The sequence below is a fragment of the Bacillus alveayuensis genome, assembly GCA_030812955.1.
In the GTDB taxonomy this organism is placed as follows: domain Bacteria; phylum Bacillota; class Bacilli; order Bacillales; family Aeribacillaceae; genus Bacillus_CB; species Bacillus_CB alveayuensis.
This window is the reverse complement of sequence record JAUSTR010000032.1, coordinates 1-13,905: the sequence shown is the minus strand read 5'-3', so window position 1 is coordinate 13,905 and position 13,905 is coordinate 1. Positions and strand designations below refer to the sequence as shown.

Genomic DNA, 13,905 nt, shown 5'->3' with positions numbered 1-13,905 from the left:
TTTCCGAACGACGGAAACACCTGCACAAACTCAGGAAAGTAGCGATCGAGCCATCGAATCATTTGATTGTGGACGGCATTCCGTTCCTTGAGTAACGACTCTCGAAACGTGCTTCCTGCCCGTAATTCCGCCTCCACCTCATGGAGAATGCGTGGATAGCTAAAACGTCCGTCTTTGACCAGTTTCGCAATGACAAGAGCATCTTTGGCATCATGCTTCGTTGGTAAGTTGTCGTCGAGTTCTTTCGACCGTTTGACGTGCATCGGGTTGACCATCACCAACGGGATCCCTTTTTCCTCGAGGAAGTAGGCGAGGTTCAACCAGTAATGTCCGGTCGGTTCGATCCCGACGATCACTTCCGTTTTGCCGAATTCCCTCATCGCCTCTTGGATCAGCGCATAGAACTGTTCAAATCCGGCTCTCGACTGGAACACCGGAAACCGCTTCTTCAGCTCCCGTCCTCGTGCGTCCACGATCGCTGCGTAATGTTTTTGCTTGGCAATATCCATTCCAATCACTAATGTTTGATCGGTGACTTGTTCAATTTTGCGATTTTGTGTACAATTCATAGTGAGTCCTCCTTGGTTTGATGATAGGTGCTTGTTGACACCCCTGCATCATACCAAGAGGGCTTTTTTCTTTCAAGTCCCCCAAAACCTTTCTAACAGGAATGCTCCTTGACTGAAATTTGTTTAGTATACGCAGCAACGATGGCATAAGTGCAAAAGAAAAAGGAAACGAGAGTTAATATAAGAATACATGCAACCATAGTGTTTAATTTTAATCCGAAAAATTGATCTGCTATCAGTAATCCTCCTATGAAAACCGTGTATAGAAAAGTTAGACCATTGTTTAAAATGTTATTTATAAAATTAGCTTTATGGGATTCACCAATTTCATAGGGATGCTCCCAATTTATCCGTGGGTATAACGCTGTTGAGAATATTTGAAATAAACCACTCAGTCCACCGTAGGTGAGCATAATAGTGATTGATAAAGCATACAGAAAAATGTTTACATTTATAAAAACAGAAGATAATAAGACTACGAAAAAAGTGACTAGAAATGTAAAAATAAAATATATATACCATTTTTCTTTGACAATATCCCACATTGTATATTTGGTATAAACAAGCAAGTGTATATTCTTGGCCTCTGTATCAACCGCTAAAATCATTTTTAGTGAGTCGCCAACAATTTGAAATATGGCAAAAGCAAATACTGTTATAATGGATAAAAAAAACAACGGTGATGTTGAATCAATAAAATGTTGTACGACTGGCAAGGCGATTCCGATAAATATTAGCAAGCCAAATATAGTTTTTCCGATATGCCCAATAAACCATGAACTAACACGCTTAATATGAAGTATGTCTTTTACAAAAAAATATTTATTCGTATTTATGAACTTATCTTTATCAGATATAGAGCTTTTACGGGTACGAATTTGGTAATAAGGTATTAAATCTAAATGATTTAATGTTTTGATCCATATCAAAGTGAATACACCAGCTATTAATAGCATGAAAAGAAAAACGATGAAAAGTTTATGAAATTCCAGATTATATATGTCCTTAGGCAGACCGAGTTCCATTAAAAAAGACTGATATTTTATCACAATATCTGCTAATTTAATTCCAAATTTTTGTGAATTGAATAACAGTGAAGCGATCGTGAAGGGTAATAAAAAAAATAAGAGCCCAACGACTATAAATAGAAAAAAGCGATTTAATAAACGCAGTGATTGTATATAAAAAAAATGGGAAAACAAAAAGCGGAAGTATGAAAAAAACATAGTCATTATTAAACTTAATAGAATAATTAGCGGAAAATAGTAAATCAAAAATTTCAGCTCAAAACTTGAGTAATTTATATGTATCCCTAAAGCTACAGGTATTAACAAAACGAACCACATTATCACTGTATTTTTCAATGAGTCACCATAAATAGAAGCAATGACTTGTAAAACTCTATAACTTTTTAATTGAGACAACATTTTTGTCGTGTCATAATAAAAAACAGAAGATTTTTTATTAAAGAAACTTAATGAGTTGAGGAAAGCAAGAAATATTACAAAGCTCAAAAAGACATTTAACCATGTATTTGCATCTAGATCCTTGATGATATAACCAGTTAAAAATACTGTTAAAAAAAACAAAGCACTCATAATAAAAATCATAATGAGTGTAATCCATCTATATATCTTTCTAAGATCAATTTTATCCAGCTGCCAGTCTACTAAAAATTTTCGCAGAGCAGATTTTCTGTTATATTTTATTTTATTGATCATTTTATCTAAAAAAGAAAAGACAGAATTACTAGTAAACATTATTTAACTGGCACCTCCTGACTAGGTAAACAGAAAAAAGAAGGGGCATGTTAATTTTAGTATTAGCTGCGAATACAAGTTTTGCCGGATTTCCGCAGCTTGTGCTTGTACTCTTTCAGCTTTAATTACCAAGCAATAGCATATTTTCTTCCTGAATTTTGAATAACGTCTTTAATTGCAGTAATACCTCCAATTGCGCCGCTAAGTCCAGCTACTGCCGCTACAATCGACCAAAGAGTTGAACCTCCAGAAACCAAATCTAAACCGTATTGATGGTCTTTGAAATGGAGAATACCAGGTATCATAATTGTCTCCACCAATGGCTTTTCTTTTAACTTTATAACATCAACATTAATAGCCTTATTAGAATTCTTATAAACTAAATTTACACCGAAAAATCCTGCAACTAATATGAAAATCCCTGATATTATCAAAACCTTCTTCACTGTCTACTCACTCCAACCATAAGGGATTATTAACTGCTTATCATTTTATAAAAAATGTGCTCCAAATCAGTTGAATCCCCAAGTTTTAAGTCACTTTTCAGTTGATTCACATTCCCCTCTACAATCTTACGTCCAGAATGAATAATCATTAAATGCTCACACATTTTTTCAACGATTTCTAATATATGTGTACTAAAAACAATGCTGTTTCCTCTTTTCGCATATTCTATTAAATAATCTTTCATTTCTTTTAATCCAATAGGGTCAAGCCCAGAAAAAGGTTCATCCAAAACTAAAAGTTCTGGCTGATGAACAAGAGCAGAAATAATAGCTGTCTTCTGTCTCATTCCTTTCGAATATGTTTTAATAAACTTATCTAATTGATGTTCTAATTGAAATATCTTTGACAACCTCTCAATTTCTAACTCTTGTTCCTTACGTGGAACATCTCTTAAGCTAGCAACAAAGTGTATGTATTCTCTTCCAGTTAAATAATCGTATAAATTAATTACATCTGATACAAAACCAATTTTCCTCTTATATTCAGGTAAATAACTTTCTAGACCTTCCAATAACACTTTACCTTTATCTGGATTTAATAATCCTGTAATCATACTTAGCAATGTTGTTTTTCCTGCTCCATTTGGTCCAAGAATACCATAGATTACGCCTCTTTTGATTCTAAAACTTATATCATTAACCACCGGCACATCATTATATATTTTTGTTACTCCTTGAACCTCTAACATTTATATTCACCTCCCTCAATCAAAGAGTTCACTTAATGATTCAAAACTATTAAAAGTAAATCCCTCTATTTTATTACAAAACCTTCCAAATAAAAAGATAACAAGCATACAGTTAGTAAACACAAAAGCAGATATAGAAATAACTGGATCACTTATAAAATAGAATAATATTCCATTAAAGAGCAAATAGAAACCGAACAATATATTAATCATTACTTTAGCTCGGGTGCTTGGCAAATTCAACAAAGATTCATCTGAAAAATTTGGAAAAGTTGCTGTTGAAATTAAACCAATTAATAGCATAACAGGCATAGTCGATAAAATAATTACACTAAGAATTAGAAAATTAGGCTTAAATAAAATAAGTATACCGATAAAATAAATAATTAAGAAGGGGATCAATGCCAAAAGCATACTGATGATTTTTGCCATCGCAATATGCTTAGATTCCACTGGTAAAATCACTAAATTCCTAAAACTCCTTCCTTCCGAATCAATCGAAAATCGACTAACAATGCTATTCATGAACATAAATAAAACCGTAATACTTAAAAATACAGATGCGGATGTTGAATGAGAAGAAAGTGCGTCCATATTATTTTCAATAAAATAATAAGCACCTACAATTCCTATCAACCCCAAACTCATGATAACAAATACCATCTTCCATCGATATTTATCATCCCGTGTAAAAATTAACATATCCTTTTTCATAATAAATCTCACATGGGGGTGTATAAAAGGTATTTTTTCTAATAAAAAAATAATTGAAACAGTATGAATTTTCTTTTTAGCTTCTGCACGTACTGAACGAGCCTCTTGCATTTTTCCAAAAATATATTCAGTAATCAGCTTATTCAATCTTTTATCCGAAACCTTAAACAAAATGCCGATTACTATAGCATATGTAATCAGTGCAAAAAAAGGAGAAAAATTAAAAACTCCAACTGCCATAGAATGCGGAAAATATGTAAAACTAGCAATTTTAATAACTACTTTCACAAAAAAAGATTCATAAATCGACAAATAAAACGGATAAAAAAAGAAGTGAGTCATATTTTTCAAAAATGGTTTTATCAAATAAATTAAAAAAATAGCGTTGATTATATTTATACTAAAAAAAAGTAAGACAAACGGAAGCAATGATTGCTGCAAAGCTTTTTTTATCACCATTGTACTAATGAAAATAAAACGAATAACAATAACCAAGACTAATTGAAGTGCAAAAGTACCAAACAGAATAATCCCTGTTCCTAGACTAAGATTTAAAAAAAGAGATAATTGATAGAAAAAAACAGCAAGAACAAGCATGAAAAACATAAACTTTATGTATGTTCTCTCCAAAATTTTAGCTACAAATAGTTGATTTAAAGAAATTGGAGACAACACAAGAAGCTCTAAATCTTCAGCAAGCCAAAAACGATACAATTGATCGTAAATACCACTTATCAAAAATGAAAGAAAGACAAATAAATTAAAAATACTGAACCACTTTACATTTTCCACATCTGTACTATTTAAAATTCCATAGATCCATTTAAACAGTACAGTTGAAAAGGAGTTCATAAATAAAACAGTTACGGTGCTAATCAATGCTATTATTGTAGCAACACCCCATAACCTTTTTCGTTTATCTTTCATGCTTTCATCCTGGTACACAATTTTATTAATAGTTAACCGTGTCCGATTGTTCCATATAAGCCAAATTTTTTTCATATAAGTCTCCATTTCTCAAAGCCTTGTTGTTATAAGACCTTCAATTAACGCTGCCAAGAGAAGAAAAAATACATAGAGCACAAACAGTATAGACATATCTTTAAAATCTCTTTTTTGGAAAAAGGGCTTTTTTAATATAATGCACTTAAAAGTCACTACTGCAGGCTTTAGTGCGAATGCCCCAACAAGTATAATTGCTAGGATTTCAAAAACACCATGAAAAAATGTATATTTAAATACAAACCAAAAAGAGAATTCTTTTGATAAATAAAAGATACTAGTACTTAATAAATATCCTTGTAAAAGGATATACCAAAAAGAAACGAAACCAAATGAAAACACACCAATACATGCTGGCAATAAAATCATGAAATTATGAAAAAATATAGACTGCCACGTAAGCTCCTCATCATCGAGGTTTTCTGAAACTATTACTACAGCCTCCTGTTCCATGTCTGTTGCTTCTCTTACATCAGTTAACTGCAAATAAATCATTGGTCCAAAAAAACTTATTAAAACAATTAAAAGTGAAAGTAAAAAAACATCTCGATTTCTTTCCAAAAATGCCATACCAAACGCCTTAAGTCGAAATATATTTTTCACGTTCATACCAAGTCCTTGATAAAGTTAATTCTTTTTTGGAAGGATGGATGAGTTTCTTTCCACTCTTTCCTTTTGAAGTCAAACTCGTCATTCTCTTTTTCACTGATTCGCTCTAACTTCATTAATGTTTGAATATATAACTCCTTATTCCCCAATTGCCTTACAGCAAATTCATCTGCTTGGTGTTCAAACATTTTACTAATTTTATTCGGAAGCCATTCTGTGAGCCCTATTAAAGCGATTATACCAACTGGAAAAATAAGGATATACTGTCCCCATCCAAATCCTAGCATAATTTTTCTAGTAAAGAACATCAGCAAACTAATAAGCGTCGCTACTCCAAAAGTAATAAACAGTATCCAACGACCATGCTTTCGTTTGATATGTCCAATTTCGTGAAATAACACTGCCTTTACCTCATCTAAAGTAAATTTTTTTATCAAACCTTCTGTCATGTAAATGTTAATGCTTTTTTTAGATGCAAAAGGAGTACTATACACCCAAGCATTCGTCTCATTCTCGGACTCTTTCTTCGTAAATAGGTTAACGTTTATACTACATGCAGCTTCTATCGTTTTTTTCAAAGAGTAAAATTGCTCGGTGAATCCCACATTTTCATAGTTCCCCATGAAACGATGTATTACAGTATAAACTAGCATTATAATAAGGGTTAACGATAAATACCAAGCAGCAAATAAATACCATTTGTCCACAATTTTTACATATAGGGATAGTGGAAAAAGGAAAAATGAGAAAAAGTAAGCAAGACTTCCTATAGTGAGTACAAAAATTATAACTATTTCTCTTTTTGAAAATTCAAGGAAATCTGATTCCTCCATTTCAGACTCTCCTTCAATATCCTCATCACTTTTTATCGTCCATTGGTATATAGCAGTTGTCAATGAAACTGATAAAAACGTCGGGAGAAAGATACATAACAAAATGCTCCAAATGTATGATTTTGTTAAAAGTAGTGCGTAACCCATCGAAAAATGATAGTTTAATATCAATGGAAGGATTCCAGCTAAGATAAACGGAACAAACAATGTAAAAAGATTGCGCCATGGAAGAACCTTGTTAATAAACAATGCCAAAAGAAAAGGCAATAAAAATGAACAACCATATATCAAAAAAGTAAGAGTTTTACTAAACTCCGTCTTCAATTGGATGGAGAATGATCCATCATTTTTTGCAGCACGTATTGTATATTCATTAAAAAAAAATTTCCTCTTACTAGACTGAATCGTCACTTCCTTACTAAAAGACGGTTCAACCCCTCTTCTCGTCATAACAGTCAGCTCTTCTCCAGCAGGTAAGATAATGTTTTCTGTATTGACTTTGATAAATTGATAATCAATAGGTCCAATATGAAAAGCGAGCGGACGATTGGTAGAGTCTTCTTCAGTATTTTCAATATCTAAAAGATAGTCCCCTTGGTATATGGAATAGCCAGTTAAAAGCTTCTGGACTCCTACATTTTTTTTTGAATCGAGAAGAATAAATGGCGATAAAACAGCTGAACGGATACTTAACTCAACCATAATAACCGAAACTGTAAAAAACGCCGTGACCAATAAAAATATGAGCATTCTTTTTTTCATAATAACTACTCTCCTTAATTTATAGGAAACTTGTCATAATCGATGGAATTGTTTTTAATGTCAAGTTTGCTACAAAGATAATACTTACAATAAGTAAAGGAGCAACCCGTCTTTCAGATTTCAATAATGCTTTAACACCAAAATACAATAAAACAAACTGCCATATTAAAAAAGGCTCAACTTGATTAAGAAGAGCAACAGCCACATCATGATCTAGATTTGGAACCAGAACCCGCAGTCCTACCGGTTCAAATACTTCTCCTGTAATTAAAACAAGTGTAGCAAAAGATATTGTTTTAAGAATAATTGGTACCCAACTAAAGCCAGCCACACTAAACACAATCCTAAAATTACTTATAGCAGGTGATAGAAGAGATATAATAAAATAGAGTAAAACAGATAACATCACCCACTCAATAATTACAGATCCGCAAATTAAGAATGTAAAAATAAAAAAGACAACAACGGTAGTAGATATAGAGGAGTCTAAATTAAATAAATATTTAATCTCTTTAAACGTATGAGGAAAAGTAACAACTGTCAGAATAATTCCACTCAGTAATATAATCAAAAAGGGCCTTAATGTATTTGGTTTTTCTTGTAGCTCATTGAACATTTTATAAGGTTCGACAATTGTTTTAAAATAAGACCCTAATAAGGATTTGCTTTGCATAAAATCCCTCCCACACAACACCATTTTTATAAAGTGAAGTAGCTCTAAAAATATCAGAACTACTTCACTCATGCATTACCAAGTTACTGCTTTTTTTCTACCTTTCTTTTTGATATACCACTTCAATGTCATTCTAGCAGCCCAAGCAATAGCAGTAACAGTTCCAAAAGAAAAGAATCCTAACACAACGCTAATTGCTGAAGCAACATCAGAGCCTGTTAAAACCATATTTACAATTTTAGAAGCCTTTTGTTGTGACTCATTCCAAGTAATTCTTTTGTCATTTTTATCTTTTCTACTGTATTTATAAATAACTTGAGCCAAATTCATTTCTACATTTTTAAATTCAGATGAGGCAACTGAAGTGCTACTTACTTTTGCAGTATCCATTTTAGGAGGAAATAGTAAAGAGCTAGCCAAAAACATAAATCCTAATACGAATACAAGAAAAACGCCCATGCTCTTTTTTCTACCACTTTCCATCGCAAATACCATTTTATTTCACCCCCTTTCAATTAGAGAGTAATTTATTTTCCCACCTCTTTTAAGCAATATCCAAATAGATAATTACCAAATCGTTCTTATAGATATTACAATATTTATTAACATTACTATAATAAAAAATTTTCTGTTTTTTAAAATTACATAAGTTTACATCTTGATTCATATAGATTATTGAAACGTTTCAAGTCCATTTATTACAATATCAAATGATTCCTTTATGCAATTCAAGGAAAGCATTGACCGCTCCTAGCCTACCAACCCAGTAGTCAGCAAGCTGAAAAAGGACATTACCTGCTCAGTGATACACTCTCGCTAACTTATTACTAGGATTGTGTGTCAACCACAGAAAATGATGAAGAGACGGCAATTTTTTACATGCCCCTTTATTTATTCAATTACCATATATAGGGTTAATTGTCAATTTAATTGCAGGAAATACATGTAAAACATGAAATATGAACTATTGGATAGAAAGATGAAATAGGTCGGAAGAATCGGAAAATCTGATATAAGAAGAATTAGACTATCTTGTAAATGAAGTTGGTCATTACTAAAGAACAAGCTGAGGACTTACCTGTTTGAAGCTGCAAAACAATGAATGGAAGAAGGAATTAAAGTTATAGATTCTGAATCGGAAATTACTATTATATTTGATCCGCCAACTGTAAAACTAAGAAAAATTAAGATAATAGGACTAGATCCGTTTCAACAAAATTGCAATAACTAGTATTGAATCTGTGAAAGCTTAACAGATTCAAAATCTTACAACTTATAGTATTCAGAATATTTCGGATTTTGATACAATCTATAAATAATAGAATTGTATAAATTACTACTTGCCGGAGGGAAAATAATATGAAAAGAGATTATGGTCTTTGTTTATGGACGTTTGGAGATATAGATTTTGAAAAGAAATGTAAAATATCCAAGGAGATTGGTGTTGACGGAGTGGAAGTCCAAGGGGATTTGTCACAATCTCCGGAAGAGTTAGCAGCGATTTTAAAAAAATATGACTTGAAGGTATTGTCCGTAACACCTGAAAATGTAGACATTTCCAGTTCTGATGAAAATATTCGAGCTAGTGCCGTACAATATTTTTTAGACCTAATCAGTTGGGCGAAAAATTTAGGTGCCAACAGAATCTGCTTACATGGTGATGTTGGGAAAATACATGGATGCGGAGATTTAACAAAAGACTGGGATTTGCTTGTAGCTAGTACGAAGGAGATTGTAAATAAAGCGGAGGAAGTTGGCCTTCAAGTTGTATTTGAAGTACTCAATCGGTATGAGAACCATCAAATCTTAACAGCAAAGGAAGCGATTTCATTAATTAATGAAGTAAAAAGCGACAACCTTTATATATTATTAGATGCATATCATATGAATATTGAGGAGGCTTGTCCAATTCAGGCAATCAAGGACGCAGGGAATAAGCTGGGTGTTTATCATGTCGCTGATTCCAATAGGCAAGCTATAGGTAACGGACACTCTGATATTAGAGGTCAAATAAAAGCTTTAGATGAAATTGGTTTCAAAGGACCGATTATAATGGAAATGGTCGCAGAAGGACCCAATCCATTTACGCCGATTAAGCATGGAAACTATTTAGATGTGGTGGTCAATTACTATAAAGAATCTTTAAGACAACTAAAACAATGGGATGAAATGAAAGTTCAAGTATAAAGAAATCTCCTGACAGAAGTCGTTTTATTTCGATTGATATGATTTCAAAAACATTTTAATCCCTGTTTAAACCTTTTGAAATCACTTGTGAATCATTGAGTTTTTATACAATCAAAGCCTTGTACAGTGGCATCATATTCAACATGTGGGGCGGGTGTGGTGATAGACTGGTCTGTATGCCTTGCAAAGTCCTATCACCTGCCCCTCTTTGCAAAAGCTCATGCCTGAATATAGAAATGAATGTTATACAGGAAGGGAATGTTTTTGTTTTTCAAACGGACTCCATACTAAGTTTATAGGAATCAAATGAACAGCGTTTGCGGGCTAACTAAAAGCAATGGATTTCGTCGAAAGCGCCATTTGGTTATTCACTCCGCTTAAGCAGCCACATGAATCAATACGTTTTGAAATTTGATTCAAATTTCTATATTTTTAAGTATGCTGCTTCTCTGCAATCCGATTATTTGGCCTTTGCCGTAGTTTCCAATGTTATACATCATTGGCATAATCGATGTTTTTGCATCCGACCAAAACCCAATAATCGATGCAAGCGCAACAAAAATACTGCCGCATTTTGTAATCTTCCATATCACTATTAAACAAACTTCTTTCTGAAAAAACTAAATTATATCCAGAATTTCTTATCTAAACTATGATAATAGATAGGCTATACGGTATTTTGTGTATGCTCTATCTATTATTTTTTTACATAAGTAAATATCAATACTGAACGCAAGTTAAAAAGGGAAATGGCAGATGCAAGTAAAGATGTCCTTATCATTGCTAAAAACAAGCGTATATAAGAGTTAGAGGAAGAAGTCAAACGGTTAATAGGTATTTTGGCACAGACATTGTGATGATTATGATAGGTATATAATGACAATAGTTAATGCATATTTATTGCGTATTAGCAGGAAATAGCGAAGCTATAAAAGGAGTGTGTACATAATGGTTGGAGTAGAAATTGATATGGTTGTTACAGACAGCTTGAAAGCATTGGAATTATACGAAAAAATATTCGATATCGAGCGTGTTGAGGTTACAGATTTTCCTAAAGGTGAAAATGAAGTCATTTTTACCCTATACGGAGTACGCTTTCACATGTTGGATGAAAACCCAAAATTCGGGTTGAAAGCCCCAAACCCGGATGAACCTAAAACGATTTGGTTTAACATCCTTGTTCCTGACATCAAGGAAACATTTTCAAAGGTGACCAGTGCGGGCTGTACTGAGGTGCAACCGGTGACTGAAATGCCTGATTACGGAGTGTCAAATGCCATATTTATTGACCCTTTCGGCTATCAATGGATGCTGCATCAAATACACAAAGAAGTGAGTTTTGAAGAACGCACACGACTTTGGGAGGAAAAAAGGGATAATTAACAATTGGTGCATTATAAGCATAATACGAAGTTAAATTGGTTTATTTTACGAATCGAGTTACCCGCAAAATTATACACAATTTATAGTAGAGTAGAAAATTGTGGTATGTCAACACTAAACTAGACACTTTTTTTGAGGTGTTTCTCTTTATACTCCATTGGGCTCAAATACCCTAGCGTTCCATGGATTCTAATATGATTAAACCAATGAACATAATCATCTAATTCCATTTTGAGTTGTTCTACACTTTCGAAATTTTTACCTTTCACAAACTCGGTCTTCATGATTTTAAAGGTTGCTTCAGCTACTGCGTTGTCTAGGGGCAGCCTTTCATGCTTAACGACCGATTAATCTGAAAAGTATCTTAGAGCTTCATCAATGGTCTTGTTTTTGAATCCGTTGCCTCTGTCTGTGTGGAATAATTGAATTTCCGCAAATCACGGTCGACAATGCTTCATAGACGAGTTAGGCATCTTTGTTGGGACCTGCACTATGGCCAATAATTTCTCGATTATAAAGATCGACAAATAAACAGATGTAATGCCATTTTTTTCACTCTCACGTATGTTAAGTCGCTAACAACAACTGTTAATTCCTCTTGTGGGTCAAATTCCCTTTTCAACACGTTTTCCACTTTTGATTCATTGCATTTATCCACATGGGGCTTAAACTGGGCAACTGTATAGTTTGATACCAGCCCGCTTTTTTCATGATTCTGCCAATTCTTCGCCTTGAGGTGATGATGCCAAGCTTCTTTAATTCGTGTTTAATCTTCCGTGTACCATCGTTATGTCGGCTTTTCTGGAAGATCTCCAGTATGGCAGCTGCCAGTTCATCTTCTGAATGATCTTGCTCTTTTGCTTTGTCGTAATAGGTGCTTCTTGGAAGTTTTAGGACATTGCACATTGCTGATATCGAGTATTTGTGTCTGTTATTCTTGATCACATTTACTTTTGTCCTAGTATCAGCGCGGCTTGCTTTAAACTATCATTCTCCATCGTTAAACGCTTGTTTTCTTTTCGAAGCTGGATCAATTCATTTTCTTCTGGAGAACGATTGTCCTTCTCCTTAAAGGAACCGGATGTTTTGCTTTGTTTGATTCATTTATCCAACGCAGAAGGTGTCAAATCTTACTCACGAATAATCTCTTTTCGGGGCTTTCCGTATTCATAAAGCTTGACCATTTGGGCCTTAAATTCTGCAGTGACTTCAAAGTTTTGGGTTGATGCTTAACTATTCGAGATTTAGGGAGGTACTTCCTTTTTTTATGTTCTGAATTCCTTGTCATGCAAGAACTAAAAGTTAAGAAATTCACTCAATTTTTAAATTTTTTCTCTTTCTTGAGCATCTTTCGGAGTACCATTCACATAACCTGAATTTGTTAATTTCTTTTGTATACAATCTATATGGACTCGCTACTCTTTCACTAACCTGTTCGTCACACAAAAAACGTTTCTGTTTATTGCAGAAACGCACCTGTTTGAAAAAAGAACATCGTTGCTATTTGAACAAAACACACCAAAATTTAATTAATGGGAATAGATACGTTGCTTAACTGATGACCTTTAGCATCATAAGCCACTTAGAAATATTTTGTCACGACCAAAGTATCGCCTCTTTGCAGTTCAGCAAGCAACTTCATGCTTATACACGTATGAGCCCCCAGCAGTTTTAAGGTATGTTAAATTTGTTGCTTTGTATGTTTTATATTTCATGTTATTTTCTCCTTTGATTTATGTCACTATGTTTTGACACCTTTTGAAGCCTTAATAATACTAGATTTTTAATGTAGAAGTTATTGTGCACCTATTTTAAGCATTATTTTATAAAAATATAGTTTTTATAAATTTACTTAATTCCGATAACTAAACTATCCGATGATGTATAAAAGTTTGTGTAAAGCATTTTGCTAGACCAAAAGAAAAAAGGTAGGGTATTCTCTGATTTGACCAACAACACATTCCAGAGAAAGGAGAACCCTACCTATGTCTAAAAGTATATCGAATATCGACTGGGCAAATCAACTGGAAAATGCCATTCGTCAGTTTGTGAAAGGAAAATTAGAACTGATTATGCGGGAAGAGATCAATCATTTTCTCGAAATCGAACAAGCGGACACATCCAATATGAGAAACGGCTACTATCAGCGAAACCTAGATACACAATACGGTCGGATTGAAGGCCTTTTGGTCCCAAGAGACCGAAACGGGGAATTTCA

General features: G+C 33.5%; 12 protein-coding genes and 2 pseudogenes. 3 read left to right on the top strand and 11 right to left on the bottom strand.

Annotation, left to right across the window (positions count from 1 at the left end; all coding sequences use genetic code 11):
* The 9 genes from J2S06_RS15335 to J2S06_RS15295 all read right to left on the bottom strand — a co-directional run.
* Positions 1-569, bottom strand: a 569-nt coding sequence (locus J2S06_RS15335; protein ID WP_419152863.1) for an IS110 family transposase, incomplete at its 3' end; no start/stop codon positions are given.
* Positions 570-661: 92 nt separating this feature from the next.
* Complete coding sequence (locus tag J2S06_RS15330; RefSeq protein WP_419152862.1) at positions 662-2,329, bottom strand: hypothetical protein; 1,668 nt, start codon at positions 2,327-2,329, stop codon at positions 662-664.
* A gap of 125 nt (positions 2,330-2,454) precedes the next feature.
* Entirely contained in the window at positions 2,455-2,775 is a 321-nt protein-coding gene (locus J2S06_RS15325) for a hypothetical protein (RefSeq protein WP_419152861.1), read from the bottom strand.
* 29 nt (positions 2,776-2,804) lie between these two features.
* A complete protein-coding gene (locus J2S06_RS15320; RefSeq protein WP_419152860.1) occupies positions 2,805-3,524 on the bottom strand; it encodes an ABC transporter ATP-binding protein in 720 nt (239 codons plus the stop codon).
* A 15-nt stretch (positions 3,525-3,539) separates the two neighbouring features.
* Positions 3,540-5,165 (bottom strand): hypothetical protein, encoded by a 1,626-nt coding sequence (locus tag J2S06_RS15315; RefSeq protein WP_419152859.1) that lies wholly within the window; start codon positions 5,163-5,165, stop codon positions 3,540-3,542.
* Between the two features lie 90 nt (positions 5,166-5,255).
* Positions 5,256-5,810 (bottom strand): stage II sporulation protein M, encoded by a 555-nt coding sequence (locus tag J2S06_RS15310; protein ID WP_160299046.1) that lies wholly within the window; start codon positions 5,808-5,810, stop codon positions 5,256-5,258.
* 35 nt (positions 5,811-5,845) lie between these two features.
* Entirely contained in the window at positions 5,846-7,444 is a 1,599-nt protein-coding gene (locus tag J2S06_RS15305) for a M48 family metallopeptidase (RefSeq protein ID WP_044747373.1), read from the bottom strand.
* A 19-nt stretch (positions 7,445-7,463) separates the two neighbouring features.
* Positions 7,464-8,117 (bottom strand): YIP1 family protein, encoded by a 654-nt coding sequence (locus J2S06_RS15300; protein WP_419152858.1) that lies wholly within the window; start codon positions 8,115-8,117, stop codon positions 7,464-7,466.
* A 75-nt stretch (positions 8,118-8,192) separates the two neighbouring features.
* Positions 8,193-8,612 carry an uberolysin/carnocyclin family circular bacteriocin gene (locus tag J2S06_RS15295; protein WP_419152857.1) on the bottom strand — a complete coding sequence of 140 codons (420 nt, stop codon included), beginning with the start codon at positions 8,610-8,612 and terminating at the stop codon, positions 8,193-8,195.
* An 864-nt stretch (positions 8,613-9,476) separates the two neighbouring features.
* On the opposite strand from J2S06_RS15295, the gene J2S06_RS15290 reads away from it, so the two are divergent.
* Positions 9,477-10,304, top strand: a complete 828-nt coding sequence (locus J2S06_RS15290; protein WP_419152856.1) for a sugar phosphate isomerase/epimerase family protein — start codon at positions 9,477-9,479, stop codon at positions 10,302-10,304.
* A 470-nt stretch (positions 10,305-10,774) separates the two neighbouring features.
* On the opposite strand, the pseudogene J2S06_RS15285 reads toward J2S06_RS15290, so the two are convergent.
* Positions 10,775-10,873 (bottom strand): annotated as a pseudogene (locus J2S06_RS15285) (ABC transporter permease); the annotation flags it as partial.
* A gap of 379 nt (positions 10,874-11,252) precedes the next feature.
* On the opposite strand from J2S06_RS15285, the gene J2S06_RS15280 reads away from it, so the two are divergent.
* Positions 11,253-11,687 (top strand): VOC family protein, encoded by a 435-nt coding sequence (locus J2S06_RS15280; protein WP_044747371.1) that lies wholly within the window; start codon positions 11,253-11,255, stop codon positions 11,685-11,687.
* A 119-nt stretch (positions 11,688-11,806) separates the two neighbouring features.
* Here J2S06_RS15280 and J2S06_RS15275 read toward each other — a convergent pair.
* Positions 11,807-12,871: pseudogene (locus J2S06_RS15275) on the bottom strand (IS3 family transposase).
* An 801-nt stretch (positions 12,872-13,672) separates the two neighbouring features.
* On the opposite strand from J2S06_RS15275, the gene J2S06_RS15270 reads away from it, so the two are divergent.
* Positions 13,673-13,905: transposase (locus J2S06_RS15270; protein WP_419152855.1), on the top strand; the 233-nt coding region annotated here is incomplete at its 3' end.